General features: G+C 48.9%; 23 protein-coding genes. 16 read left to right on the top strand and 7 right to left on the bottom strand.

The window, feature by feature from the left end:
• Window positions 1-149 precede the first annotated feature (149 nt).
• Entirely contained in the window at window positions 150-995 is an 846-nt protein-coding gene (locus tag AC6R0L_RS01390) for a magnesium transporter (RefSeq protein ID WP_334568401.1), read from the top strand.
• Here AC6R0L_RS01390 and dacB read toward each other — a convergent pair.
• Both dacB and AC6R0L_RS01380 read right to left on the bottom strand, forming a co-directional pair.
• Window positions 956-2,443 (bottom strand): serine-type D-Ala-D-Ala carboxypeptidase, encoded by a 1,488-nt coding sequence (gene dacB / locus AC6R0L_RS01385; RefSeq protein WP_500628010.1) that lies wholly within the window; start codon window positions 2,441-2,443, stop codon window positions 956-958. The two genes, AC6R0L_RS01390 and dacB, sit on opposite strands and share 40 nt — an antisense overlap.
• A 98-nt stretch (window positions 2,444-2,541) precedes the next feature.
• Window positions 2,542-3,588: a porin gene (locus AC6R0L_RS01380; RefSeq protein ID WP_500628009.1), complete on the bottom strand. Its 1,047-nt coding sequence runs from the start codon at window positions 3,586-3,588 to the stop codon at window positions 2,542-2,544.
• Window positions 3,589-4,131: 543 nt separating this feature from the next.
• Here AC6R0L_RS01380 and greA point away from each other — a divergent pair.
• Complete coding sequence (greA, locus tag AC6R0L_RS01375) at window positions 4,132-4,605, top strand: transcription elongation factor GreA (RefSeq protein ID WP_500626631.1); 474 nt, start codon at window positions 4,132-4,134, stop codon at window positions 4,603-4,605.
• 318 nt (window positions 4,606-4,923) lie between these two features.
• Here greA and yhbY read toward each other — a convergent pair whose 3' ends face one another.
• Window positions 4,924-5,220, bottom strand: coding sequence for a ribosome assembly RNA-binding protein YhbY (gene yhbY / locus AC6R0L_RS01370; RefSeq protein ID WP_334554002.1), 297 nt, complete (start codon window positions 5,218-5,220; stop codon window positions 4,924-4,926).
• Between the two features lie 204 nt (window positions 5,221-5,424).
• Between yhbY and rlmE the strand changes: the two genes are divergently transcribed.
• The 6 genes from rlmE (at window position 5,425) to rimI (ending at window position 11,414) form a co-directional block, all read left to right on the top strand.
• Entirely contained in the window at window positions 5,425-6,054 is a 630-nt protein-coding gene (gene rlmE, locus AC6R0L_RS01365; protein ID WP_334554004.1) for a 23S rRNA (uridine(2552)-2'-O)-methyltransferase RlmE, read from the top strand.
• 136 nt (window positions 6,055-6,190) lie between these two features.
• On the top strand, window positions 6,191-8,140 hold the full coding sequence (gene ftsH / locus AC6R0L_RS01360) for an ATP-dependent zinc metalloprotease FtsH (RefSeq protein ID WP_487901838.1): 1,950 nt from the start codon (window positions 6,191-6,193) through the stop codon (window positions 8,138-8,140).
• A 50-nt stretch (window positions 8,141-8,190) separates the two neighbouring features.
• The gene (gene folP / locus AC6R0L_RS01355) at window positions 8,191-9,042 is read left to right on the top strand and encodes a dihydropteroate synthase (RefSeq protein ID WP_500628021.1); all 852 of its coding nucleotides are present in this window, start codon (window positions 8,191-8,193) and stop codon (window positions 9,040-9,042) included.
• Between the two features lie 17 nt (window positions 9,043-9,059).
• Entirely contained in the window at window positions 9,060-10,400 is a 1,341-nt protein-coding gene (glmM, locus tag AC6R0L_RS01350; protein WP_500628008.1) for a phosphoglucosamine mutase, read from the top strand.
• 164 nt (window positions 10,401-10,564) lie between these two features.
• Window positions 10,565-10,972, top strand: a complete 408-nt coding sequence (locus AC6R0L_RS01345; RefSeq protein ID WP_500628007.1) for a DNA polymerase III subunit psi — start codon at window positions 10,565-10,567, stop codon at window positions 10,970-10,972.
• Window position 10,973: 1 nt separating this feature from the next.
• Window positions 10,974-11,414: a ribosomal protein S18-alanine N-acetyltransferase gene (gene rimI / locus AC6R0L_RS01340; RefSeq protein WP_500628006.1), complete on the top strand. Its 441-nt coding sequence runs from the start codon at window positions 10,974-10,976 to the stop codon at window positions 11,412-11,414.
• 28 nt (window positions 11,415-11,442) lie between these two features.
• Here the strand turns inward: rimI and AC6R0L_RS01335 are convergent, their stop codons facing one another.
• Window positions 11,443-13,494 carry a putative bifunctional diguanylate cyclase/phosphodiesterase gene (locus tag AC6R0L_RS01335; RefSeq protein ID WP_500628005.1) on the bottom strand — a complete coding sequence of 684 codons (2,052 nt, stop codon included), beginning with the start codon at window positions 13,492-13,494 and terminating at the stop codon, window positions 11,443-11,445.
• A gap of 221 nt (window positions 13,495-13,715) precedes the next feature.
• Here AC6R0L_RS01335 and prfC point away from each other — a divergent pair, with 221 nt between their 5' ends.
• A complete protein-coding gene (gene prfC / locus AC6R0L_RS01330; protein ID WP_500628004.1) occupies window positions 13,716-15,305 on the top strand; it encodes a peptide chain release factor 3 in 1,590 nt (529 codons plus the stop codon).
• 133 nt (window positions 15,306-15,438) lie between these two features.
• Here prfC and srmB read toward each other — a convergent pair whose 3' ends face one another.
• Complete coding sequence (gene srmB / locus AC6R0L_RS01325; RefSeq protein ID WP_500628003.1) at window positions 15,439-16,677, bottom strand: ATP-dependent RNA helicase SrmB; 1,239 nt, start codon at window positions 16,675-16,677, stop codon at window positions 15,439-15,441.
• Between the two features lie 109 nt (window positions 16,678-16,786).
• Window positions 16,787-17,503 (bottom strand): tRNA1(Val) (adenine(37)-N6)-methyltransferase, encoded by a 717-nt coding sequence (locus tag AC6R0L_RS01320; protein WP_500628002.1) that lies wholly within the window; start codon window positions 17,501-17,503, stop codon window positions 16,787-16,789.
• Between the two features lie 376 nt (window positions 17,504-17,879).
• On the opposite strand from AC6R0L_RS01320, the gene brnQ reads away from it, so the two are divergent.
• The 6 genes from brnQ (at window position 17,880) to AC6R0L_RS01290 (ending at window position 24,499) form a co-directional block, all read left to right on the top strand.
• Window positions 17,880-19,193, top strand: coding sequence for a branched-chain amino acid transport system II carrier protein (gene brnQ, locus AC6R0L_RS01315; RefSeq protein ID WP_500628001.1), 1,314 nt, complete (start codon window positions 17,880-17,882; stop codon window positions 19,191-19,193).
• A 161-nt stretch (window positions 19,194-19,354) separates the two neighbouring features.
• Window positions 19,355-20,453 (top strand): peptide chain release factor 2 gene (prfB, locus tag AC6R0L_RS01310; protein WP_334554024.1). Its coding sequence is split into 2 segments (ribosomal slippage): window positions 19,355-19,429 and window positions 19,431-20,453, totalling 1,098 coding nucleotides; the frame shifts between segments, so codons are not numbered across the junction.
• Between the two features lie 42 nt (window positions 20,454-20,495).
• Window positions 20,496-22,034: a lysine--tRNA ligase gene (gene lysS, locus AC6R0L_RS01305; protein WP_500628000.1), complete on the top strand. Its 1,539-nt coding sequence runs from the start codon at window positions 20,496-20,498 to the stop codon at window positions 22,032-22,034.
• A gap of 352 nt (window positions 22,035-22,386) precedes the next feature.
• Window positions 22,387-23,721, top strand: a complete 1,335-nt coding sequence (gene vpsR / locus AC6R0L_RS01300; RefSeq protein WP_334568414.1) for a cyclic-di-GMP-binding transcriptional regulator VpsR — start codon at window positions 22,387-22,389, stop codon at window positions 23,719-23,721.
• A 262-nt stretch (window positions 23,722-23,983) separates the two neighbouring features.
• Window positions 23,984-24,118 carry a hypothetical protein gene (locus AC6R0L_RS01295; protein WP_334554030.1) on the top strand — a complete coding sequence of 45 codons (135 nt, stop codon included), beginning with the start codon at window positions 23,984-23,986 and terminating at the stop codon, window positions 24,116-24,118.
• 129 nt (window positions 24,119-24,247) lie between these two features.
• On the top strand, window positions 24,248-24,499 hold the full coding sequence (locus AC6R0L_RS01290) for a DUF1127 domain-containing protein (protein WP_500627999.1): 252 nt from the start codon (window positions 24,248-24,250) through the stop codon (window positions 24,497-24,499).
• Between the two features lie 103 nt (window positions 24,500-24,602).
• On the opposite strand, the gene AC6R0L_RS01285 is transcribed toward AC6R0L_RS01290, so the two are convergent.
• Complete coding sequence (locus tag AC6R0L_RS01285; protein ID WP_500627998.1) at window positions 24,603-25,637, bottom strand: NADP(H)-dependent aldo-keto reductase; 1,035 nt, start codon at window positions 25,635-25,637, stop codon at window positions 24,603-24,605.
• A gap of 143 nt (window positions 25,638-25,780) precedes the next feature.
• On the opposite strand from AC6R0L_RS01285, the gene AC6R0L_RS01280 reads away from it, so the two are divergent.
• The gene (locus tag AC6R0L_RS01280) at window positions 25,781-26,092 is read left to right on the top strand and encodes a DUF6482 family protein (protein WP_500627997.1); all 312 of its coding nucleotides are present in this window, start codon (window positions 25,781-25,783) and stop codon (window positions 26,090-26,092) included.
• Window positions 26,093-26,094: the final 2 nt, after the last annotated feature.

Below are 26,094 nucleotides of genomic sequence, written 5' to 3'. Positions count from 1 at the left end.
CGGTATGGCCTCCATTTGCTCTACCTCGGTGGTAGAGTCCAGTTTCCTTTCTCGCGTTTTTCTCCTCACAGCATTTTCGCTTATTCATACTAGTTACGCATTTCTCATGCGTGATGGTCGTTACCTTTTTGCCAATCGGGAGATTCGCCATGACGGTAATGAGCAAACCTTTTGTAGACACACAATCACACTTTTCTCGTGAAGAGATTGGTGCCGCTCGCAGCGCGTTTTTGCAATACGAGCAAAGTCATCAGCTTCATCTGTTGACGGTAATGCCGATTGAAGAGGCGGTGGCCATTTTACACCACTGCACCATCGGTTACGTTCAGACCTTGATTTCAAAACTCGAGCTTCAAGGGCATGACAAACTGGCGCGTCACTATGCGCACCAACTGGGTCTTATCCACTCGGAAGTAGAAACCGGGGATAGCTATCTGAGTACGTCGGTGCTGGAGCACGTGAAGCAACGTATCGGTTGGATCATCGCGTTGGCCCTACTCGGGATCGTCTCTGGGTTGATCATCGCCCAATATGAAGACACTTTAAGCCAACTGGTGCTATTGGCGGTGTATATGCCTGTCATCGCGGCAGCAGGGGGCAATACCGGCACCCAAGCGGCGACCTTGGTGATTCGAGCGTTAGCGACGGGAGAGCTGCGTAAGCGGCAATGGCTGCTAGTGCTGTGGAAAGAGAGTCGCGTGGCACTGTGCCTCGCGTTGGCGATTGCTCTGGTGATGGTTGGCCGCATTTTGTTGTTCAGCGACAGCGCCTCAGCCGGCGGGTTTGACATTGACCTAATTGCGCTCGCCATTGCGGTGGCTTTGTTTATCCAAGTCACCCTATCAACGACGTTAGGCGGTGTACTCCCCATTGTCGCACGGGCTTTCAAGTTGGATCCTGCGGTACTTGTCAGCCCGGTGTTGGCGTCGATTGTTGATATTTCGGGGATGTGGATCTATTTCACTGTGGTTAACGCGTTCTTAGGGATTGCCTGACTGAAATTGACCACGTCTTGATAAAACAACGCTTCAAACTGGGTAATAGCCGCGGGGCCTCTTGGGGCGTTGCGGCTCTCCTCTCCCGGGTGGTAATCGGCCACAAACTGAATAAATAGCGTGGTCGGTGTACCATGCTCATCAAGCCCAAAGCCAGCCATATTCATGCTGCCGTAAATCGAGCCACTTTTCGCCACCAATGCGCCCTTGATGGGCGATTGACGCATACTGCGTCGATATTGCAGCGTGCCATTTTCACCTGATTTTGGCATGGCAGCGATCAGATTTAAGTCTTCATCGTGTTGCCAGATGTAGCGAAGCACCTTCGCCATCATGGCTGTCGTGATGCGATTGTTGCGTGACAATCCTGAGCCATCGGTCATGGGGACATCGGATAAATCAATGCCGGTATGGGCGAAGATAATCTGCTTAATCGCCTTGGTACCATTACTGAAACTGCCCGGCTGAATATAGAACTTTGCGCCCAATGTTTTGGTCAGGTTATCTGCAATCAAGTTGTCGGATTTGGTCAACATGGTGGCAATCAAATCGGATAGCGGTGCAGAGCGGTGAGTGGCGATACGCTGAGTGTCTGCCGCTGGCGGTTGGCCAATACGAACCTGTCCTTTCAGCGTAATGCCGAGTGCGCGCAGTTGCTGGCTTACCATACGTTGAGTGTAAAGCTCTGGGTCTTGAACCGCGAATTTGAGCGGCAGCGGCTTTTCACGCTGGGTTAAGCATCCTTGAAGCTGGTAGTGGTTGTCGGGCGAAGAAAGCAGCTCCAAATCACACTGTGTGGCTTGTTGCTCGGTTTGACTGACCGATTTCGCGCTTGATGTGACGTAAATGGGGTACTGCTCAGGCACATAGACACGTGTTTTGCCATCGTCTTGGGTATAAATCGACGCGTAGACACAGTTTTCATCCAGTGAAATGGTACTGGCAGGCGCGCTGTAGCACACACCTAAGCTATCCCAAGGCCAGCCAACAGCGCGGTCATAGCCGGTAAACGCTCGGTTATCTAGCCAAAGATCCCCTTTAATCTCAGCACGACCATCGCGTTTGGCGAGAGCGAGCAGATTGTTGAGATCTTGGCTCATTAGAGTCGGGTCACCACTAAACTGAATCACCCAATCTTGACCGGCTGTCGCAAGATGAGTCTCAAAGCGGAAGTTGTCGTCAAGCTCTAGCTTGGCCGCGAGCGCCGTGAGAAGTTTCAACGTGCTGGCTGGGGGAAAATATTGGTCTTGGTTGTCGGTGACGAGCGCGGTGTCCCTCTCCACTAAGTTTTCTATTCTTAGCGCACTGCGACTGCCTGCGGGCAGATGAGAGAGTGGGGGATAAGGCTGCGCAGTGGACTCTGGACTCGATTCAATGTTGGCGTGTGTGCTAGGGGCCACGAATAGGCAAAGCGACAGAGAGACAAGGGAGCGAAGAAGAGAAGTCATACCAAAGCACCGATTAAGAAACGAGTGTCAGTATAACGAGAAAAAAAAACGCCTGCTAGCAAGCAGGCGTCTTAGATTGTTGACAAAGGGTCAGCAAATTAGAAGTCGTAACGTAGACCTAGAGCTAGCTCGTCTTCAGCTTGTGCTTTAGTTGCTGTAGAGTTACCACCAACTTTACCGTAAGCATCACCTTCACTGATTAGGTTGAAGTTGTATGAGATGTACGTGCGGAAGTTTGGCTTGAAGTAGTAAGTCGCATCGATTGCAACGTTGTCTGCAGATGTTTCATCGTTTGTTTCTGCATTGTTGTACGTTAGAGTGAACGCAGTTTTCTCTAGTTTGTAAGCGGCTGCTAATTCGTAGCCTGTGTAGTCGCCGTCAGTTTTCGCTTTTTCACCGTCTGTGAATAGACCTGCAAAGTAGAAATCATTCACTTTGTATGATGCAGCAAGCATGTACTCGTTTTGCTCGTCTTGATCAGCATAACCTGCACCAACGCTTAGACCAGTTTCGCCGATAGCGTAAATAGCTGAAAGTGAGTAACCATCCGCGTCGTTTTCATCGTAAGATACTACGGTGTCACCCACTTCTACGTTTTCACGATCCGCGAAACGGTAGCTTGCTTTCAGACCAAGAGCGTCAAATTGGCCTTTGTAAGACACCATGTTGTCAGCACGGTCAGCAACGTTGATTTTGTCTGCTGCGGAGTTACCGTGGTAAGACATGATATCTGTGAAGTCTGTGATTACGCCTAGCGCGCCGTCGTTTTTACCGTAAGTGATTTCGCCGAACTCACCGCCGATACCCGCGTATGCGTAACGGTTTGTGATGCTGTCGCTGTTTTTGTCAGTACCTTCACCCATTTCTGCTGTAGTGAATTCACCTTCGTAGAAACCCACACCGTAAAGACCATCAGTGATTTGAGTTTTACCTAGGAAGTTTAGACGTACGCGTGTTTTGTCTTCGGCTTTACCGTCTTTTAGAGATAGGCGAGCTTCAGCACGGCCACCGATTTCTAGTGAGTTACCGTTTGAGCTGTATACAGAAGTACCTTCGATACCACCAGCTTGGATGCCGTCTGCTGCGGTTGCGCCAGTTGCCACTGCTGCCGCAGATACTGCTAGAGCGATTAGAGTCTTGTTCATCTTATTTAGTCCTAATTTACTGTCCATAAATTTTATATGCAAGTGATGTCACTTGCGTGTTTATCCTCGTACGCATTCCCTGAAGACTCAATGTTCATACTTAAGAAAAGGCGGATAAATATGAAATACTGATTTGAGTCGCCAGAGCAATTCGTGCTCATGTTGTACCGTCAAAGTTCCCCTGAGCGGTAGTAAAACGATATAAAAACCGTTTTTGAACACTGTTTTATTGAGGGTAAAAAAATATCAAACCATTGATTTATTTTGATTTTTACCTTTTTGATTAGGCATCGAAAAAAACGAAAAATTTATCATTTTTTATCTTGATTGTCGGATTTTTGACCGCTGCGAAAATCTGGTTCTGGTGTTGGTTTGGTTGCATATGTGTGCATTAAGAGTGTGATCTCTCATGTACGATGAATTAAGATGATTTCGTTGCCAAGTTTGTTTACACTAGAACAAACCGATTGATTGAATCCCTACCTAGTCCTCGTGATTAGGTAGTTTTGTTTTGTCCAAAGAATGCTTTGGAATGAGGTAATAATGGAAAAAGTCCCAATGACACTGCGTGGCGAAAAGCAGCTACGTGAAGAACTCGACCGACTCTTGAAACTTCGCCCACAAATTTCTGAAGCGATTGCTGAAGCTCGTGAGCTTGGCGACCTGAAAGAAAACGCTGAGTACCACGCGGCTCGCGAAGAGCAAGGTATTTGTGAAGCGCAGATCCGTGATATCGAATACAAGCTGTCGATCGCTCAAGTGATCGATGTCACCAAGATGGAAAACACAGGCAAAGTGATTTTCGGCTCAACGGTCACACTGATCGATTGCGACACTGAAGAAGAAAAAACCTACCAAATCGTCGGTGACGATGAGGCTGATATCAAAGCGGGTCGCATTTCTGTCAGCTCTCCGATTGCTCGTGGCTTGATTGGTAAGATGGAAGGCGATGAAGTCGTGATTGCAACCCCAGGTGGTGAGCGCGATTTCGAAATTGATCGTGTTGAGTACCTTTAGTTGAGAGTATCTAAGTTAGTTGAGAGAATATAAGTCAGCAGGATGCTCGCTGAGCAACGACTTGAGTCAACCGCTCATCGGTGTGTTCAGAAAAGGTTTCAAGCAACAAAAAAGGTCGCAGCGCGACCTTTTTTGTTGGATTCAATACTCTACATTGCAATGAGTACAGCGGGTGTACCCAAACAGTGTGCCTACTTAAGTGCGTCTACCTAAGTTTTATCTACCTAAGCTTTATCTATATAAGTAAGAGGGAGCGTGAATCTTGGTGTGGCAAGTGACTTGTCCGCCGTGATGGAGTGCCCATCGTCTCGGACGAGATTACTTGCGTGGAAGTTCGATTTTACGATCTTCAGATTGACGGAACAGAACAAGCGTTTTACCAATCACTTGGACTTTCTCTGCTTCTGTTTCACGCACGATGGCGTCGACAATCAGGTTTTTGGTGTCACGATCTTCAGAGGCGATTTTTACCTTGATCAGTTCGTGGTAGTTGAGAGCAATGTCGATTTCCGCTAGAACAGCTTCCGTGAGTCCGTTCGCGCCGAGGAGCACAACTGGTTTCAAGCTGTGTGCTAGGCCCTTAAGATGCTGCTTTTGTTTGGTGCTTAGGTTCATTACGCGGCCAATTTTCTTTAATATTAGGGTTGAAAAGCCCTATTTTAACGCCATCTATGGTGGAAGACTATCATTTATTGAGCGATGGTTAATTATCAAGCGGGCGGGAATGATCGAAAGATGAGTTTCCTTGCTCCAGAGTGAGCCGCAATAGGGTTTCCCTATTACAGCAATAGCTCCTATTTACGTCTTATTAGGATTAGAATGAGTAAACAAAAGCATTCGGCCAGTTCTGGTCGATGGTTGAAAGAACACTTCGACGATAAATATGCCAACGAAGCGAGAAAAAAAGGCTATCGCTCTCGCGCTTATTTTAAGATGGAAGAGATCCAAAGCAAAGATAAGCTACTAAAACCAGGCATGACTGTGGTGGATTTGGGCGCTGCGCCCGGTGGTTGGTCTCAATATGCTGCTAAAATAGTGGGGGACAGCGGGCAAATCATCGCGTGTGATTTGTTGCCGATGGATCCGATCGCTGGGGTGAGCTTTCTGCAAGGGGATTTTAGGGACGATGCCGTGCTCGAAGCCCTGCTAGAGCGAATCCAACCGTCTATGGTCGATGTGGTGATGTCCGATATGGCGCCGAACATCGCTGGTAATAACTCAGTGGACCAGCCAAGAGCGATGTACTTGGTTGAGCTCGCGTTAGATATGTGTCGACAAGTTCTAGCACCCAATGGTAGCTTTGTCGTCAAGGTTTTTCAGGGCGAAGGCTTCGATCAATACGTGAAAGAAGTCCGAGATTTGTTTAAAACCGTAAAAGTAAGAAAACCAGACTCATCGCGAGCACGCTCACGTGAAGTCTTCATCGTGGCTACTGGCTACAAAGGCTAATCAAGCTGGCCGCTAGTTACAAAGGTTAACTATTTGCTCTTTTTCGCAGCGGTTAACACTGTAGCTACAGTTTTCAAACTGTAGTACCCTACCTTTAATTACAATTAGTTATCGAGAGGCTGACACCTTGAGTGACATGGCAAAAAATTTAATTCTGTGGCTAGTGATCGCCGTAGTCTTGATGTCGGTATTCCAAAGCTTTGGGCCGGGAGAGAGCAACGGACGAGCAGTAGATTACACCACGTTCGTACAGGAAGTTGGCCAAGGCCAGATTCAGGAAGCAACATTTAAAGACGGCGAAATCACGTTCGTGCGTCGTGGCGGTGGCTCTCGTTATGTGACTTACATGCCCGTCTACGATCAAAAACTCCTCGATGACTTGATCAATCAAAACGTGAAGGTGCAAGGTACGCCGCCGGAAGAGCAAAGTTTGCTCGGTACTATCTTCATCTCATGGTTCCCAATGATCTTACTGATTGGTGTATGGATTTTCTTCATGCGTCAAATGCAGGGCGGCGGCGGTAAAGGCGCGATGTCCTTCGGTAAGAGCAAAGCTCGTATGATGAGCGAAGAGCAAATTAAAACCACCTTTGGCGATGTGGCTGGCTGTGATGAAGCGAAAGAAGACGTCAAAGAGCTGGTGGATTACCTGCGCGACCCGAGTCGCTTCCAAAAGCTGGGCGGTAAGATCCCAACGGGTGTGTTGATGGTCGGTCCACCGGGTACGGGTAAAACCTTGCTGGCGAAAGCGATTGCCGGTGAAGCCAAAGTACCGTTCTTTACTATTTCTGGTTCTGACTTTGTCGAAATGTTCGTCGGTGTCGGTGCCTCGCGTGTTCGTGACATGTTCGAGCAAGCGAAGAAAGCAGCACCTTGTATCATCTTTATCGATGAGATTGATGCGGTAGGTCGTCAACGTGGCGCAGGTGTGGGTGGTGGCCACGATGAACGTGAGCAAACCCTGAACCAAATGCTGGTTGAAATGGATGGTTTTGAAGGCAACGAAGGCATTATTGTTATCGCTGCGACAAACCGACCAGATGTACTGGACCCAGCCTTGTTACGACCAGGTCGTTTTGACCGTCAAGTTGTCGTGGGCTTGCCAGATGTACGTGGCCGTGAGCAAATTTTGAAAGTTCACATGCGTAAAGTACCGTTGGCGGGTGATGTAGAACCTTCATTGATTGCGCGTGGTACACCGGGCTTCTCGGGGGCTGATCTTGCTAACCTCGTCAACGAAGCAGCATTATTTGCGGCGCGCGGTAACAAGCGCAATGTCTCTATGGTGGAGTTCGAGCTGGCAAAAGACAAAATCATGATGGGGGCAGAACGCCGCTCTATGGTGATGTCTGAAGAGACCAAAGCGTCTACCGCTTATCACGAGGCGGGCCACGCTATCGTTGGCCGTCTTGTCCCTGAGCATGATCCAGTATACAAAGTGTCGATTATTCCACGTGGACGTGCGCTTGGTGTGACCATGTATCTGCCAGAGCAAGACCGAGTCAGTATGTCTCGTCAGCACCTTGAGTCGATGATTTCGAGCTTGTATGGCGGCCGATTGGCGGAAGAGCTGATTTATGGCCCTGATAAAGTCTCGACAGGCGCATCGAATGACATTGAACGTGCGACTGACATTGCGCGTAAGATGGTGACGCAATGGGGCTTCTCGGAGAAGCTAGGGCCATTGTTGTACGCTGAAGATGAAGGTGAAGTGTTCCTAGGACGCAGCGTAACGCAAACCAAGCATGTGTCTGATGATACCGCCAAGCTGATTGACGATGAAGTGCGCAAGATTATTGACCGCAACTATGACCGTGCGAAGAAAATCTTGGAAGACAACATGGACATCATGCATGCGATGAAAGATGCGTTGATGAAATACGAAACCATCGACGCGGGTCAAATTGATGACCTGATGGAGCGTAAGAGCGACATTCGTGAGCCTGCAGGATGGGGAGATAACGCCTCAAACAAGAGTGCAGCCGAGCCTGTCGAAGCCGATGAAACGGTGGAAAACAGCAGCAGCGAATCAGCTGAAAAAGCGCAACCTGCTGAAGAAGGCACTGAGAAAAAAGACTCAGAATAATTTCTGTTAATGACCAAACCCCGAGGCAACTCGGGGTTTTTCTGTTTATGATGATTCTAAAAGCAAACAATAAAACCCTCGATCTCTCCACGCCTCAGGTGATGGGGATCCTTAATGTTACGCCCGATTCGTTTTCTGATGGCGGCCAGTTTAACTCCTTAGAGCGCGCCTTAGAGCAAGCGCAGCGTATGATAGACGCCGGTGTGACTATCATCGATATCGGTGGTGAATCGACGCGTCCCGGGGCGCCGGACGTGAGTTTGGACGAAGAACTTTCGCGCGTGGTGCCTATCATCCAAGCGATTCGCGCCCGCTCTGATGTGTGGATCTCTATTGATACCAGCAAAGCGCAAGTCATGGCGCAAGCGATAGCGGCGGGAGCGGATATCATCAATGATGTCCGAGCGCTGCAAGAGCCAGGGGCGCTAGAGGTGGCGGCTCAATCTGGGCTGCCGATCTGTTTGATGCACATGAAAGGCCAGCCGCGTACCATGCAAGCAAACCCGACCTATGATGATCTCTTAGTGGAGGTGGGCGAGTTTTTGCAAGAGCGCATGCAAGTTTGTCAGGCGGCAGGGATTGATAAAGCGCAGTTGATCCTCGATCCTGGATTTGGCTTTGGCAAAACCCTTGAACACAACTATCATATGCTCGCGCATCTTGAGCAGTTCCACCGTTTTGGTTTGCCTCTCTTGGCGGGCATGTCACGTAAATCGATGTTATTTAAACTGCTCGACAAAGCGCCGGCTGAATGCATGGCGGCGAGTGTCAGCTGCGCGACAATCGCAGCGATGAAAGGGGCGCAAATTATTCGTGTGCACGACTACGAACAAACGCTTGATGCCATGAAGGTGGTTGAGATGGTCAAAGCGAACCATTCACCTTCTGCGGCGATAAAATAAAAAGATAAGGACTCACCATGTCTGATAAAAGACGTTATTTTGGAACCGATGGGGTACGCGGCAAGGTTGGCCAATACCCCATCACCCCTGATTTTGTATTGAAACTCGGTTGGGCGGCTGGCCAAGTACTGGCAAAGCAAGGAACGAAAAAGGTCATCATTGGTAAAGACACGCGTATTTCTGGTTACATGCTAGAGTCAGCGCTTGAAGCTGGCCTTGCTGCCGCAGGTTTGAAAGCGACCTTTACCGGTCCAATGCCTACGCCAGCGGTGGCTTATCTGACACAAACTTTCCGTGCTGAGGCAGGGATTGTTATCTCTGCATCGCACAACCCATATTACGATAACGGGATTAAATTCTTCTCATCAGAAGGCACCAAATTGCCCGATGAGGTGGAGCTCGCGATTGAAGCGGAGCTCGATAAAGAGATCGAGTGCGTGGAATCAGCCATGCTGGGTAAAGCGAGCCGCTTGAATGACGCAGCAGGGCGCTACATTGAGTTTTGTAAAAGTACCTTCCCGTCGTCATTGAGCTTAGCTGGGCTCAAAATTGTCGTCGATTGTGCTAACGGCGCGACTTACCATATTGCGCCAGCGGTCTTTAGCGAACTCGGTGCTGAAGTGATCGCGATGGGTGTGGAGCCGAATGGCACCAACATCAACCATGAAGTCGGTGCGACCGATGTACGTGCGCTGCAAAAACGTGTCGTCGAAGAGCAAGCCGCGCTGGGTCTCGCCTTTGATGGTGATGGCGATCGCATCATCATGGTGGATCATCTGGGCAACAAAATTGATGGTGACCAAATTGCTTACATCATTGCGCGAGATGCGTTGCGTCGTGGTGAATTAAAAGGCGGCGTGGTTGGCACTTTGATGACCAATTTGGGCATGGAAAATGGCCTCAAGGCGTTAGGGATTCCTTTCGTTCGTGCGGCTGTCGGTGACCGCTACGTGATGGAGCAGTTGATCGAAAAAGGCTGGCGTATTGGTGCGGAAAACTCTGGCCACGTTATCTTGCTTGATAAGGTGACCACTGGTGATGCGATTGTCGCAGCGCTGCAAGTGTTGGCATCAGTGGTGGGCAGTAAACTCACTTTGAACGAGTTGTCGCAAGGTATGACACTGTACCCGCAAGTGTTGGAAAACGTGCGTTTCTCGGGCGACTCCAACCCGCTAGAAGCGAAAGCTGTGCAAGAGAGTGTGGCACAAGTTGAAGCCGAGCTTGGTGATAAAGGCCGCGTGTTATTGCGTAAGTCGGGCACTGAACCTCTGATTCGCGTTATGGTGGAAGGCGAAGATGCTAAACTGGTTCAAGCGAGCGCCCTCAAAATTGCCGATGCGGTGAAAGCGAGCTTTTAATCGCTCTCGCGTGTGAGGATTTTCCCGACCAAGTGGCTAGCTTCATTTGGTCGGGAAGCCCAAATGATGCCTTTCTGCGCATTAGTCCGTTTTGATTAACCGATTCTCATCAACCCCGTTTTCTCATGAATCCGTTTGTCATGAATAAAGGATAACCAACCGATATGTCTTTGTTAAACACTGGCTATCTCCATGAGATGGGCATTGATACCTACCAACTAGAGCATCCCTCCCGTCTTCATGGCGTAGAGCTTAGTCCCATCACACTGGATGATGACTGCCGTTTGTTGTTGGTATCACCTGTACTGCCTCAAGGCAGCGACGCCCTATTTTTGCAAAAGGTGTTGCAAGCGATGTCATTGACCCTTGAGAATGTGCGCCACGTTTATCCTCATCAGGTGATGGCGGTTAATAGAGAAGCGTTGACATGGGTTTGGTATGCCGGTTGTGATGCTCACCAATTTGAGGGCGTGAAAACCTTGGTGTCGCCAGAGTTAGCTGCGATTGATGGGAATCAAGTGGAGCGCCGCGCGTTGTGGCAGCAAATCCAAACAGCTCTCAAAGGAGAATAACATGGCACTGGTTCCATTAGCGCCAACGCACCTTGATGAGGTGTATCGCATTGAGTGTGCCGCGCATTCACATCCTTGGTCTGCCAACTTGATTAACGCCATTGAGAGCCGCGGTGCGTGCCATCATGTGCTTGAGGTGAGTGGCGAGGTTGTGGGCTATTTTTACGCGCAGAATATTGTGGGTGAGGTGACATTACTCAACATTGCCGTCGATCCCGCCAAGCAAGGACAGGGCTTTGGCCGAGTGCTTATTGAAGGCTTCTTGTCGATGTGTGAGGCCGCGGGCGCTGATAGCGCTTGGCTTGAAGTACGAGAAAGTAACCAGGTGGCGTTAACTCTCTACCACGAAGTCGGCTTCAATGAGATTGACCGTCGCGTCAACTATTACCCAACGAGCAAGGGGAAAGAAGACGCGATCATCATGAGTTATCTATTTTTCTAAGCTTTTTTCGCATCAGCTTAGAATTTTATTAACGCTGCGCGAACTTTGCGTTTTCCGGTAATTCTAGCGGATAGTAGTTGGCCTCGAAGCGGCTTTTCAGCTCACTCGACGGCAGAGGCTTATCAAAAATGTAACCTTGGAACTGTTCGCAACCCAATTTTTTCAGCGTCTCCAACTCGTACACATCTTCCACCCCTTCTGCGATGACTTCCAAGTTCAAACGATGCGCTGTCATGATGATGGTATCGACAATCGCTTGGTCACTTTCGTCTAAATGCAGTTGGGTGACAAATGAGCGGTCAATCTTAAGTACGTCTACCGATAAATGCTTTAGGTAGCGCAACGACGAGTAGCCGGTGCCAAAGTCATCAATCGAAGTTTTGAGATTAAACTCTTTGAGTTTAACCATCTTTTGAATTGCGCCTTCCACATTCTCGAGCAGCAAGTTTTCAGTGATTTCCAGTTCGATGCACTCTCCACTGATCCCTGCTTGCGCTAAGGCTTCATTGATGTGATCAACGAAGGACTCTTGCGCGAACTGAAGCGGACTGATATTGATCGCCAAGCGGCGGAAAGTGTCTGGCAAGATGCCCTGTTTCTTCCACTTGGCATACTGGTAGCACGCTTCCTCAATAATCCAATTACCGATTTGAAGGATCTGGCCGGTCTCTTCCGCGACCGGCATAAACACGCCCGGAGGCAATAGCCCTTTTTCGGGGTGGTTCCAGCGAATTAAGGCTTCAACCCCGATAATTTGGTGTTTATCACTGACCTGAGGTTGATAATAGAGTTCAAGCTGTCCTTTATTGATTGCCTGATGCAACCCCTTTTCAATCTCTAGGAAGGATTCGACTTGCGCCTGCATTTCAGGCTCGTAGAAGGTGTACTTGTTCTTACCTGCCACCTTGGCGCGATACAAGGCGGTATCCGCTTGGCGCAGCACATCAATGTTGGTACAGGCGACCGACGGAAAGGTCGCGATACCGACACTGACGGTACAGTAGAGTTGGTGATCATCAATCGAATAGGGGTTTGAGATCAGTGCAAGCAATTGCTGAGCTAAACTTTTGGTTTGCTCTGGGCCCACATTGGGCAGCAAGATCGCAAACTCATCGCCGCCGATCCTCGCTGCGGTGTAGCCTTTTTGCTGCCACGAGACAATACGTTTGGCAATCGCTTTGAGCAGCTGATCCCCTATAGTATGACCGAGTGAGTCGTTGATGGTTTTAAAACGGTCTAAATCCAAGTAAAACAGCGCACCGGTTTGATTATTGTGTACCGCTTGGTCAATAGACTTTCCTAGGGTTTGCATCAATAAGCTGCGATTGGCCAACCCAGTGAGCGAGTCGTAGTATGCGAGCTGATTGAGCTTCGCTTGCGCCACTTCACGGTCTTGCCATAGGGAATGGAAGGTCTTGGCAAGGTGACCGAGCTCATCGTTACCTTGAAGCGGAGGAGGCGTGGTCGCACTGTGCTGGTCATTGAGTGAGCGTACCCAATTAAGCAGAGTAATCAGTGGCTTAGACAGTTTTTTGTAGAAAAAGATCAGCAAGATAGTGGTCAGCAAAATATTGCGCAGCAAATCAAACAGTAAGATTTTGCTGGTTTTGGCGATAAACTCGCGCGCAATGCTGATGCCGTTCACGGAGAAGCTGAGTGAGCCTACCACAACATGAGAGTTTGGCTGATGGAGATCGGTCTGATAGACCGGCGATGTCGGCGTGAGATAAGTGGCCACCAGTTCAGCAAAATCCCCTTGGCGTGTCACGCTGCGCTCATTACGGGTCAGGGTATCGCCAAAGTCATCGATGATTTCCACACGGTAGATGGCGTTATCCATCATCAGCGTTGAGGCCACTTGCTCGGCCAACAACTGGTTAAGGTGATAGGCCGCTTGACTCGCATTAGAGTAATTTTGCAGCAACTTGAACTGATAGTGATCTTCGATACGTTGTTGCTCTTTCGATACGTCAACAAAAATCTGATACAAGCTGAAGCAGACGCCCAGCAGGACAGACACCAAAAACACCGTTTTTGCTTGGCGGATGGCTAACGAATTGATCTTTATAGTCTCGGACATAGCTTCTACTTGTGAGATGTACTTCTTAAGTTATAGCTCATATTTATTGATATTCTAATCTATCGACGAAAAGCGTGACTTTTCAATTCATCTTTTTGTATGAAGTTGCTGATTGCATCAATATAAGCGAGAATACCGCGCAAAATAGAATCGAACCCAGAGTGGTTTAGGCTCGGTATGACCGAGAAAAACGGCTTACAGATAGTTAAGAAGACCTGTTCATGTCAAATACCCCATTTCTAAGCGAAGTGTCTAAACGTAGAACATTCGCGATCATCTCGCACCCCGATGCGGGTAAAACCACCATTACTGAAAAAGTGTTGTTGTTCGGACGCGCCATTCAGACCGCCGGTACGGTGAAAGGACGCGGCTCCGCTCAGCATGCCAAATCAGACTGGATGGAGATGGAAAAAGAGCGTGGCATCTCCGTGACCACCTCTGTGATGCAGTTTCCGTACAACGAATGCTTGGTCAACCTTCTCGATACCCCAGGGCACGAAGACTTCTCGGAAGATACCTACCGTACGCTGACCGCTGTTGACTCATGTCTGATGGTGATTGATGCCGCGAAAGGTGTCGAGGATCGTACCCGCAAGCTGATGGAAGTGACCCGTTTACGTGATACCCCAATCGTGACCTTCATGAACAAGCTTGACCGTGATATCCGTGATCCGATGGAGTTGCTGGATGAGGTCGAAAGCGAACTGAATATGGCGTGCGCACCAATCTCATGGCCGATTGGCTGCGGTAAAGAGTTTAAGGGTGTTTACCATATTCACCGTGACGAAACGATTCTTTACGCAACAGGCCAAGGCCACACGATTCAAGAGCAGCGCATCATCAAAGGGCTAGATAACCCAGAGCTAGACGCAGCTGTTGGCAGCGAATTGGCGGAGCAACTGCGTGAAGAGCTCGAATTGGTCATTGGCGCTTGTCCTGAGTTTGATCAAGAGCTGTTCCTTGCTGGTGAATTGACGCCTGTGTACTTCGGTACCGCATTAGGTAACTTCGGCGTTGATCATATGCTTGATGGCCTGACTGAGTGGGCTCCCGCACCGATGCCGCGTGACGCCAATGAGCGTAAAGTTGAGGCGTCAGAAGAGAACTTCAGTGGATTTGTGTTCAAAATCCAAGCTAATATGGACCCGAAACACCGTGACCGCATCGCCTTTATGCGTATCGTGTCGGGGACATACAAACAAGGCATGAAGATGAACCACGTTCGTCTTGGTAAGCAAGTGAACATCTCTGATGCGGTGACGTTCATGGCGGGCGATCGTTCTCGCGCTGAAAACGCGTACGCAGGTGACATCATCGGTCTCCATAACCACGGCACCATCCAAATTGGTGACACCTTTACTCAAGGTGAAGCACTGAAGTTCTCGGGTATTCCAAACTTCGCTCCTGAGCTGTTCCGTCGTATTCGCTTGAAAGATCCTCTTAAGCAAAAGCAGTTGCTCAAAGGCTTAGTGCAGCTTTCAGAAGAAGGGGCCGTGCAGGTATTCAGACCTTTGCAGAACAACGACTTGATTGTAGGCGCCGTCGGTGTCCTTCAGTTTGATGTGGTGGTTGCGCGCTTGAAAGCGGAATACAACGTGGAAGCGATTTACGAAGGGGTTAACGTGGCGACTGCACGTTGGGTTGAGTGTGAGGATGGTAAGAAGCTCGACGAGTTCCAGCGCAAGAACCAAGTCAACTTAGCCCTCGATGGCGGTGACAACTTAACTTACATCGCGCCAACCATGGTTAATCTGAACCTGGCCAAAGAGCGCTTCCCGGATGTTGAGTTCCGTGCCACTCGTGAGCACTAATACCACGCTTTGAGACTGGCAAAAGTTGCTGAGGTAATCAGCGGCTTTCATTACGCAGAGCCGTGAAGGCCGACGATAAAAAAGGGTTGATGCTTATGCATCAACCCTTTTTCCGTATATCTAAGCGATAGCCTTACTTTTTCTTGCTGGTGCTCTTTTTCTTCGTTTTAGTGACGCTTTTCTTCTTGTCGTCTTTTTTCTTGTTCTTTTTCTTAAACACGGGTTTTTTGTGTTTTGGACGTAACTCTTTAATAAAGCGCTCTTTGATCTCTTCTTTCACGTAGCGAGCGACGCGATCCATCATGGGTTGATCGTGCGCTTCCACCAGTGAGACTGCGTTGCCTTTTTTGCCTGCGCGTGCGGTACGGCCAATGCGGTGCAGGTAAACATCTGCGCTGCGTGGCAAGTCAAAGTTGATCACATGGCTGACATCCGGCAGATCAATACCACGCGCGGCAACGTCGGTGGCGAGCAGTACGTTGACCGTGCCATCGCGGAATCGCGCAATGGCGTTGTTGCGGCGATCTTGTGGCATTTCGCCTTGGATCCACGCACAAGGGATCTGCGCTTTTTCCAGTTCGCCACGTAAGTCCGCCAAACGTTCGCGGGTTTTTAAGAAGATGATGCTACGCTGAGCTTGCTCGGTGAGAATGGTTTTGAGTAGCGCCAGTTTGTGCTCCATATCATCCGCACGGTGATACCATTGAGCGATTTTCTTACGTTCGCGGCGTGATGGCTCGGCATCAATTTCTGCTGGGTTCGTCAATAGATCAGCAGTGAAGCCTTCCACACCTCGGCCTTCGAGCGTGGCAGAAAAGAGCAGAGTTTGTTTACGCCAACGACATTCATTTGAAAGGCGGTCAACCGTTGGACCAAAGCCCATGTCGAGCATTCGGTCCGCTTCATCGAGGATTAACCATTCAATTGCTCGACAATCGAATCGCTCCGCATTGATGTATTCCATTAAGCGGCCCGGGGTTGCAACAACGATATCTTGGGTCTTTTTCAAAATGTCGGCGTGCTCTTCATATTGAACGCCACCAGTAATGGTGAAGATGTTGAGATTGGTGTTTTTTGCTAAAGCGCGCGCTTGATTTGCCACTTGCATTGCCAGTTCACGTGTCGGCGTTAAGATCAGCACGCGTGCAGGCCCAGGTTTACGGCGTGGGAAATCTTGCAAATATTGCAGAGCGGGTAGCACGAACGCCGCTGTTTTGCCTGTTCCTGTGGGCGCAGACGCGAGAATATCTCGACCATCAAGGGCGTGTGGAATTGCTTCCGCCTGAATCTGGGTTGGGCGGCTGTAACCCATCTCTTCGATGGCTTCGAGTAGATTGTTGTCTAGCTCAAGTTCGGCAAAATTTTTGATCACTCTGGTCTCTCCACAAGCGCACGAAATGGTTTTTATCCCTTTATTTTGACCTCAGGGATAACAAAGGTCGCATAGTATAGTGTCTTTGGTGATAAGGATCACACCTTAATTACGGCATCTTTAAATAAAACGCTTTCGTCAGGGTGACAAAATCTTCGCTGTACTCAGCTCCGTCATGGATCTGCAGTGATTGATATTGGCACTCACCTGCGGTGTGTTGCAGTTCAAACATCAAGCGACTGACGGGTTTAGTGGCTGTGGTGCGCACTTCGCAGTGCCTTCTTAACGACCACCCCATATTCTGCGCTAACTCGATAAACGCTTCCCCTTCCACTTGAGGCAAGATGAAACTGGCGGTGCCAAGAGGCGCGAGCAGTTGCTGACATCGTCGCAATAAAGGTTCGTGTGCCAATGTATCCGCATGTCTTGCGATGGCGCGAGCGGGGGCTTTTGCAGACTCGCCATTAGTAAAATAGGGAGGATTACAAATAATCGCGTCAAAGGAGAGTGGGAGTTCGGCGCTGAGGATATCACCTTGAAGAAGAAGTAACCTGCTGTTCCACGGACTGGCGCTGAAATTACTTTGCGCGGCGCAAATGGCGTGATGGTTAATATCTATCGCGCATATCTGTGCATCTGGGTTGCGCTGGGCGCACATTAAGGCCAGTAGCCCCGTTCCAGTGCCGATGTCGAGTATTTGACGTGCGTGCTCTATCTGCGCCCACGCGCCGAGCATGACACCATCGGTACTGACGGGCATCCCAGATTGTCCAGACTGAATAGAAAACTGTTTAAATGAAAACGCTTTAGTGGCTTTGATGGTCATTGGAATCTTATGTTGTCATTGGATGTTATGGTGGTGACTTCAGTGGTTGTTAATGATGTGTATGGTTTTTTGTTCTTATTGTTGTGGTGCTGCTGGTGATTTCGAACGGTATTAAAGTCCAATTTTTCCTCTCCAACTAGTGATTGCTGCTGTATATCTGAGTGTACTCTAAATTTATATGGTGTTTTTCGCCATTCGGTTGCGAAAGCGACACGGTTTGTTCATCATGCGCGCCTTATTTTAAAGATTGAGTGGGTTAATGACATCACTCTCCATTCACAACATCGATATCTCCCATCAGGTTATGGGGTAGTCGAGTTTACTCGATACTGCCGTCATAGTCGCATTGGGAACAGAAGTATAAGAAGGTTCTCTCGTGAATCAGAGTTTAAAAATCACAGATATTCTTGCGCTCGGCTTCATGCTGTTCGCGTTTTTTTTAGGTGCGGGTAACATCATCTTTCCACCGATTGCCGGTCAGTTTGCAGGCGACAATGTGTTCCCTGCAATGATGGGTTTTCTTGCGACGGCCGTCGGTTTGCCACTGGCAACGATCATTGCGATCGCCGTAGCCGGTGGTTCATGGGATCATCTGACAGAGCATTTGCCAAAGCGCGCTGCTGTGGTGATGGCGGTACTGATTTTCGTCATTATCGGCCCAGCCTTCGCGGCTCCTCGTACCGGTTTGGTTGCCTATGAGATGGCGATCAAACCCTTCTTGGCTGACGCCGCGCAAATGCAGTTGACCATGTTCTCCATTCTCTTTTTTGCGGTTGCGGTGTTCTTTGCTTGGTCTCAAGGCAAACTGATTGATGTGATTGGTAAAGTGCTGACGCCGGCGCTGTTTATTGGCCTGATTGTCTTGGCCGGTGCGGTCTTTATTGATCCTCAAGGCGAGATTTTAGCGGCGCAAGGTGAATACTTAACTCACCCATTGCAAAAAGGGTTTCTGGAAGGCTATAACACCATGGATACCTTTGGCGCCTTGATGTTTGGGGTGTTGATTGTCGATGCGCTGCGCCAAAAAGGCATCACGTCACAAAAAGCGACCTCAAAATACCTGATCAGCGCAGCCTGCATTGCCGCAGTGGGACTTGCGTTTGTTTATATCTCACTCTTCTACCTCGGCGCGACCAGTTCTGCAGTTGCAGCAGGAGCGGACAATGGTGGTCTAGTGTTAAGCTTGTATGTTCAAGCGCTGTTTGGTCCGTACGGTCAAGTGGTTCTCTCTGTCATCGTGTTGCTGGCGTGTTTGACGACGGCGATCGGCCTTATCTCTGCGTGTTCTGACTATTTCAGCTCGCTCACTCTGCTCTCTTATAAGCAGTGGGTGATCATTAATGGTGTGGCGTGTGCTGTGGTGGCGAACGTCGGCCTCGCTCAACTGATTGCCTTTTCAGTACCTGTGCTGTTTGCGCTTTATCCGGTTGCTATTGCTCTGATTGCGTTGACCTTTATGCGCAACAAGCTCGCGAATCCAGCTATGGCGTATCGTGTGGTGATTCTTGTTGCTTTACTGTTTGCGCTTATTGATGCCGCTAAGGTGGCAGGGTTGGATATGTCAGCACTGAGCATGTTGCCGCTTTTTGATGTCGGCATGGGCTGGTTGCTGCCAACGGCGGCGACGATGGTGTGCATGATGTTCATCGGCCAATCTGAGCAAGCGTCACTGGCGCAAGACAACGCTTAACCGCTCGTATTTCTTTGCGCTCAATCCCTTGTCATACCCTGTGTGGCAAGGGATTGTTGTTTCTGGTGCACTGCCAGTCCTGTTCAAAAAATTCCTGTATCTTCGTCACACTTTTCAGTACAATTCTTCGGTTAAATTCTACTCATCAATGTTGAGCAAACATGTTTGAAATCAATCCAATTAAAAACCGCTTACAGGACGTGTCTCAGCGCACTTTAGTCCTGAGGGGGTATCTTTGACTATGACGCCAAAAAAGAGCGTCTAGAAGAAGTCAACGCAGAACTGGAACAACCAGATGTCTGGAACGAACCTGAGCGCGCACAAGCGTTAGGTAAAGAGCGTGCGGCGTTAGAAGCTGTCGTGGAAACCATTGATCAGCTCGACCAAGGGGTTGAAGACGTTGATGGTTTACTTGAGCTTGCGGTCGAAGAAGACGATCAAGAAACTTTCGATGAAATCGAGCCCGAGCTTGCGGAACTAGAAGCGAAGCTTGAACAGCTTGAATTCCGTCGTATGTTCTCTGGCGATCACGATGCGTCTGATTGCTATATCGACCTGCAATCTGGTTCAGGCGGTACTGAAGCGCAAGACTGGACGTCGATGATGCTGCGTATGTACTTGCGCTGGGCAGAAGCCAAAGGCTTCAAAACCGAAGTGATCGAAGTGTCAGAGGGTGAAGTGGCGGGCTTGAAAGGCGCGACGGTGAAAATCTCTGGCGAGTATGCTTATGGTTGGCTTCGCACTGAAACCGGCGTGCATCGTCTAGTCCGTAAATCGCCGTTTGACTCTAGCGGCCGCCGCCATACTTCGTTTGCTTCTGCGTTTATCTACCCAGAGATTGATGACAACATCGATATCGACATTAACCCTGCGGATTTGCGCATTGACGTGTACCGTGCGTCCGGCGCGGGTGGTCAGCACGTTAACACCACCGAATCGGCGGTACGTATTACTCACGTACCCACCAACACAGTCGTGCAATGTCAGAACGATCGCTCTCAGCACAAGAACAAAGATCAGGCGATGAAGCAGTTGCGCGCTAAGCTCTTTGAACTTGAGATTCAAAAGCAGAATGCAGAGAAGCAGGCCAACGAAGACGCGAAGTCTGACATTGGTTGGGGCAGCCAGATTCGTTCTTACGTCCTAGATGACTCGCGCATTAAAGATCTGCGTACCGGGGTAGAAAACCGCAATACACAAGCGGTACTGGATGGCGATCTAGACAAATTTATTGAAGCTAGCCTGAAATCAGGCCTGTAAGCTTTTCACCGACACTCAGAAACGAAACAGGATACATCGAAAATGACTGATGCTGTTCAAAACGAAAATCAACAAGACGTCCTTTCACCTGAAGAAAACAAGCTGATTGCTGAGCGCCGCGCGAAGCTGGACGCTATCCGCAAGAGCTGCAAGGCAAATGGCCATCCTAATGACTTCCGTCGTGATGCACTAGCGGGCGATCTACAAAAAGAGTTCGGTGAGAAGAGCAAGGAAGAGCTAGAAGCGCTCAACCACGTGGTGGCGATTGCCGGTCGTATTATGGCTAAGCGTGGTCCGTTCCTTGTGATTCAAGAGACATCTGGCCGCATTCAAGCGTATGCGGCAAAAGACGTACAAAAGCACCTTAAAGAGCAATACCAAGGTTTGGATATTGGTGACATCATCGGTGTTAAAGGCGCGCTGCATAAATCCGGTAAAGGCGATCTTTACGTGAATATGGAAGAGTACGAATTGCTGACTAAGGCGCTTCGTCCACTGCCAGAGAAATTCCACGGCCTGACTGACCAAGAGATGCGTTACCGCCAGCGTTACGTTGACCTGATTGTCAATGAAGATTCACGCCAAGCGTTTATCATTCGCTCTAAACTTGTTTCTGCGATCCGGAACTTCATGAGCTCAAAAGGCTACCTTGAAGTGGAAACGCCAATGATGCACGTCATCCCTGGTGGTGCGACCGCTCGTCCATTTGTGACGCACCACAATGCGTTGGATATCGACATGTACCTACGTGTGGCGCCAGAGCTGTACTTGAAGCGTCTCGTTGTGGGCGGTTTTGATCGCGTATTTGAGATCAACCGTAACTTCCGTAACGAAGGTCTATCGCCACGTCACAACCCAGAATTCACCATGATGGAATTCTACCAAGCGTACTCTGACTATAAAGATCTGATGGATCTCACTGAAGAGATGCTCAGCACAGTGGCAATGGATGTTCTTGGTTCTACCTCTATGCCTTACGGTGATGAGACGGTAGAGTTTGGTGGTACGTACGCTCGCATGAGTATGTTTGAAGCTATCAAGCACTACAACCCAGATCACGCTGAGATCCAAGCACTAACAGAATCGGATCTGCAAGATCGCGAGAAAATGGTCGCGATTGCTAAATCTGTTCACGTTGATGTTGAACCGTTCTGGACGTGTGGTCAGCTACTTGAAGAGATCTTCGGTGAAACGGCTGAACCTCAACTGATTCAGCCAACCTTTATTACCGGTTACCCGGCGGATATTTCGCCTCTGGCTCGCCGTAGCGATGACAACCCGTTCTTTACTGACCGTTTCGAGTTTTTTATTGGCGGCCGTGAAGTGGCGAACGGTTTCTCTGAGCTTAACGATGCGGAAGACCAAGACGCACGCTTTAAAGCGCAAGTGGATGCTAAAGATGCCGGTGACGATGAAGCCATGTATTACGATGCAGACTACATCACGGCACTTGAGCACGGCTTGCCACCCACAGCGGGCCAAGGGATTGGTATTGATCGCCTAGCGATGCTCTTTACCAACACGCACACGATTCGTGACGTGATTCTGTTCCCTGCCATGCGTCCGCAAGCGCAATCTTAATCGGATACGCGATTGACGTTAAAAACCACCTTCGGGTGGTTTTTTTATGCCTGGATAAGGTGAAAAGAGAAAGAGTAATAAATAATGCGAATGTTTTTTGGATCTGTATCTCAAGCTCATATGTAAGATGTGGCATTATCTAAATAGTCTTAACATTAAGACAGACACTCTGCGAGAGTCTCTATAATGTAACTAACCAGTGTCGCATTTTCGATGAGTGGGTGTGATGTGAATGGTCTTAAGGGGCGAGATTGTTCCTCTTATATATTTGCCATCCAGCCTTACTCACCGCTGGCGAAACCGCCGATAGCAGTGACACAGTAGTAGAATAATAGTGATAAGGAATAGCGTCATGGGAAATCAATTCCGCATGGATTCCGTTCCGGGATCGTTAGTGGTCGTGGGAGGAACGTATGAGCCTTGGTTGTCAGTGCTGGAACAAGTTGGCTGGCGGTGTACCCAAGTCGCGGATTTAAGAAAAGCCGATAGCTTGTTCAACGAAACCGGACCTTGTATCGGTATTGTCGATTTAAGTCATGATGAGTTTAGTCTCAATGGTATTGCGAATTTGGTGAGCAATCATAAGCAGGTGCGTTGGCTCGCCTTTATTCGTGAGTCACAGCTGAGCTCTGACACCATCTGTCAGTTTATCGTCAACTTCTGTATTGATTTTTTCACCGCTCCGATCCCTGATGCGCAACTGCTCAGCACCATAGGTCACCAATTAGGGATGCTCAAGCTTGAGCAAAAGGTGTGGCCTTACTACGGCAACAATAGTGATATGGGGCTGATTGGTGACTCTATTCCAGTCAAACGCCTACGCGATCAGATTAAACGCATCGGGCCTACCGATGTCAGCATTCTGATTTACGGTGAAAATGGCACGGGCAAAGAAACGGTGGCCAGAGCGGTACACAAGACCTCCTCAAGAGCCAACAAAGAGTTTGTTTCCGTCAATTGTCGAGCCATGTCTGAGAGTCGAATTGAAAGTGATCTGTTTGGTCTTCAACGTCATGACAGTGATGAGCCTTGTTTGCTGGAAAAAGCCCATGGTGGAACCGTGTTATTGAACGACATTCTCACTTTGCCCAAATCTCAGCAAGTGAACTTACTGAGATTCTTGCAAGAGGGGACGATAGAAACCAAAGAGGGCCCAAAAGAAGTCGATGTGAGGATTCTTGCCGCGAATTCAGCGGATATCGAGAAAGCTTTGATTGATGGAGACTTCAATGAGGAGCTTTATCACTACATCAATGTGCTGCGCATCAACGTTCCGAGTTTAAAAGAGCGTGCCGGAGACATTGCGATTTTGGCGCGTCATTTCTTGCAGGAGTACTCTAAGGAATACAACGCCCAAGCGCGCAGTTTTACTGAAGAGGCGTTGCGAGAGCTCACTCGTTACCATTGGCCTGGTAACGTGCGGGAGCTGATGAACCAGATTAAGCGCGTGGTGCTGATGTCCGACAGTGTGATGCTAGACGATCAGCAATTGGATCTCCCTAAACGCACCGACGGTAAACGAAGTTTGAAAAGCATCCGTGAGCGAAGTGAGCGCGATGCGCTGTTGCTGGTGCTTGAATCCCATTCGGGACAAGTGTCGATGGCGGCCAAAGAATTGGGTGTATCGCGTGCCACTATGTATCGTTTGTTAAACAAACATAACTTGATCAGTGACGCGACTGTTTAATTGATTGTTTTGTAAATAAAAAGCCATGCGTCGATTGCATGGCTTTTTGCTATTGGTTTAACAGGATCTGCCATATATAAGATATTCACAGTTTGAATATCTTATATTCAGGGAGAATAAAAACATGATTCAGTTGAAAAACGTGTTTTTAACTTTCCATTAATAAATCGGTTGATTAATCATCCTTGGTGGTTAGAATTTAACCATGAGCTCAACGCTCTACACACCCAACGGATTCTTTATTTTTGCTAGGAGGCGCACAATGACACATTTCATCATGACACCCGTGTTTACCCTTTGTGCCTCTGACGCCGTTAGCGCCGCGATGATCATGACAGATTGGTCTCACACCCTATCTATGTCTGATATCGCCCGAAAACCGGCCCGCACACAATAACGTATCCGTATCCTTTTTCTTTTAATTGGCTGCGGAAATGCAGCGAATTAAAAGTGATGGATCACACGACTCTTTCCTCATTTTTGCTTCCATGTGTTTCCCCAGCCACGTATAGACTGGAGATTTCTCATGAGTCATTCTGTATATCTAAAACTTGCTACCCTACTTGTTAAAGCGGACTTGAACCGAGAAGAGCGAGCCTGGAAACGAAAAATCAGACGCAGTGCGCACCACATCCCATGGGAGAACGCGCACCTGCTAAGAGATATTGGTTTGGAAAGCGATGGTCGTCCGATTGGCCTCAGTGAACCTGCCCACGTCAAAGCCGAGCGCCGTATTCGTCATCTTCGTCGAGTGCTGAGTGCGCGAATACCGACGTAACCTTAGGGGCTGGCGGTGATGACCGTCAGCCCCTGTAATCGAGCAAAAAACCGACCGTGAAGGTCGGTTTTTACGTTTGTACGCCAGTGTGGTGAATACGCCCTTATGGGCAAGGGTTGGAATATTGAATACCAATCGCTTGCAAGCCATCAAGCAGTTCAGGGCTTAAAGTGATATCGAGACTGTCAATATTGGATTTCAACTGTGTCAGGCTGGTGGCACCGATAATGTTGGAGGCGACAAACGGTCTTTGATTGACGAAAGCCAATGCCATCTGCGCGGGATCTAGCCCATGTTCACGCGCCAACGAGACGTATGCCTGTGTGGCGGCGATCCCTTGTGGCGTAAAGTAGCGCACAAAGCGTTCGTACAAGCTGCAACGGGCGCCTGTAGGTTTGGCACCATCAAGGTATTTACCACTCAAACAGCCAAAGGCGAGCGGGGAATAGGCCAGAAGTTGCACGCCTTCGAAATGGCTGATTTCAGAAAGACCGACTTCAAAGCTGCGATTAAGTAAATTGTAGGGGTTTTGAATCGAAACGATCCGTGGCAACTCATGCTTCTCTGCGAGTTTGAGCAGCGACATCACTCCCCAAGGTGTTTCGTTAGAGACGCCGATATAGCGTACTTTTCCTGCACGGACCAATTCCGCCAAGGCTTCTAGGGTTTCGATCAGGGTGACTTCCTGCTGCTGATCCGGATAAGGGTAATTGAGCTGACCGAAACAGTTCGTCTGACGCTGAGGCCAGTGGATTTGATACAGATCGACATAGTCGGTTTGCAAACGCTGCAAGCTATCATCAATAGCTTGGTGAATGTTACGCCAATCGAGCCTCATGTTGTCACGGATATAAGGCACGCTACGTGGACCGGCGACTTTGGTCGCTAAAATGACTTTCTCACGCTTACCTGATTGTTTGAGCCAGTTGCCAATATAGGTTTCGGTTAACCCCTGGCTTTGCGCTTTGGGCGGTACCGGGTACATTTCGGCGGTATCAATAAAGTTGACGCCACGCTCTAAGGCATAATCTAGCTGACTGAATGCGTCTTGCTCTGTGTTCTGTTCACCAAAGGTCATGGTTCCAAGAGCAATCTGACTGACTTCGAGAGATGAGTGCGGTAACTTGTTGTATTGCATGAACCTTCCTAGTTTCCAGTGGAGATAACTCCAATATAGGGCAAGGTGTGGCTGGTGGATATAGGGTTTATTAACAATTTCGCAAAATTCTGCGTCTTGACTATCTTTAAGAGATCCAGGTCTTTAAGGGATGAAGGTGCGCGATGCAAAAAGTTCAGTTAGATAAATGGATCCACGGCGATCACAAAGAGAGCTATCAGCCGCCCAAGGTGTTCGTTATCGGATGTTCCGATGTATCGCAATACTTGTTAGCGGTGGAATACAAGCATAAGCTCGAACCCATCAGAGAAGGAGAAGACCCCCTTCATTTTGATTCGATAGAGCAGGTGAGAGAGGCGCTGTTGAAACTCGGTGTTGAGCGCGCCTACTTAAGATTGCACAACACTTATGATGAGTGTGGCTCGGGCAGTGGACCTCGTTTTCACGATGTGGCATTGTCGCTCACGACGCATTGAGC

Source organism: Vibrio sp. R15-SG3-ISO1A (assembly GCF_059833955.1).
This window is presented reverse-complemented; position numbering and strand designations above follow the sequence as displayed.

What these genes read in the sequence shown, in the direction of transcription:
- ftsH (WP_487901838.1), top strand. Translation starts at nt 6,191, where the DNA reads ATGGCAAAAAATTTAATTCTGTGGCTAGTGATCGCCGTAGTCTTGATG.
- folP (WP_500628021.1), top strand. Translation starts at nt 8,191, where the DNA reads ATGATTCTAAAAGCAAACAATAAAACCCTCGATCTCTCCACGCCTCAG.
- AC6R0L_RS01295 (WP_334554030.1), top strand. Translation starts at nt 23,984, where the DNA reads ATGACACATTTCATCATGACACCCGTGTTTACCCTTTGTGCCTCTGAC.
- rimI (WP_500628006.1), top strand. Translation starts at nt 10,974, where the DNA reads ATGGCACTGGTTCCATTAGCGCCAACGCACCTTGATGAGGTGTATCGC.
- vpsR (WP_334568414.1), top strand. Translation starts at nt 22,387, where the DNA reads ATGGGAAATCAATTCCGCATGGATTCCGTTCCGGGATCGTTAGTGGTC.
- lysS (WP_500628000.1), top strand. Translation starts at nt 20,496, where the DNA reads ATGACTGATGCTGTTCAAAACGAAAATCAACAAGACGTCCTTTCACCT.
- AC6R0L_RS01335 (WP_500628005.1), bottom strand. Translation starts at nt 13,494, where the DNA reads ATGTCCGAGACTATAAAGATCAATTCGTTAGCCATCCGCCAAGCAAAA.
- AC6R0L_RS01285 (WP_500627998.1), bottom strand. Translation starts at nt 25,637, where the DNA reads ATGCAATACAACAAGTTACCGCACTCATCTCTCGAAGTCAGTCAGATT.
- rlmE (WP_334554004.1), top strand. Translation starts at nt 5,425, where the DNA reads ATGAGTAAACAAAAGCATTCGGCCAGTTCTGGTCGATGGTTGAAAGAA.
- dacB (WP_500628010.1), bottom strand. Translation starts at nt 2,443, where the DNA reads ATGACTTCTCTTCTTCGCTCCCTTGTCTCTCTGTCGCTTTGCCTATTC.
- glmM (WP_500628008.1), top strand. Translation starts at nt 9,060, where the DNA reads ATGTCTGATAAAAGACGTTATTTTGGAACCGATGGGGTACGCGGCAAG.
- AC6R0L_RS01320 (WP_500628002.1), bottom strand. Translation starts at nt 17,503, where the DNA reads ATGACCATCAAAGCCACTAAAGCGTTTTCATTTAAACAGTTTTCTATT.
- AC6R0L_RS01290 (WP_500627999.1), top strand. Translation starts at nt 24,248, where the DNA reads ATGAGTCATTCTGTATATCTAAAACTTGCTACCCTACTTGTTAAAGCG.
- AC6R0L_RS01390 (WP_334568401.1), top strand. Translation starts at nt 150, where the DNA reads ATGACGGTAATGAGCAAACCTTTTGTAGACACACAATCACACTTTTCT.
- AC6R0L_RS01345 (WP_500628007.1), top strand. Translation starts at nt 10,565, where the DNA reads ATGTCTTTGTTAAACACTGGCTATCTCCATGAGATGGGCATTGATACC.
- yhbY (WP_334554002.1), bottom strand. Translation starts at nt 5,220, where the DNA reads ATGAACCTAAGCACCAAACAAAAGCAGCATCTTAAGGGCCTAGCACAC.
- AC6R0L_RS01280 (WP_500627997.1), top strand. Translation starts at nt 25,781, where the DNA reads ATGCAAAAAGTTCAGTTAGATAAATGGATCCACGGCGATCACAAAGAG.
- AC6R0L_RS01380 (WP_500628009.1), bottom strand. Translation starts at nt 3,588, where the DNA reads ATGAACAAGACTCTAATCGCTCTAGCAGTATCTGCGGCAGCAGTGGCA.
- greA (WP_500626631.1), top strand. Translation starts at nt 4,132, where the DNA reads ATGGAAAAAGTCCCAATGACACTGCGTGGCGAAAAGCAGCTACGTGAA.
- prfC (WP_500628004.1), top strand. Translation starts at nt 13,716, where the DNA reads ATGTCAAATACCCCATTTCTAAGCGAAGTGTCTAAACGTAGAACATTC.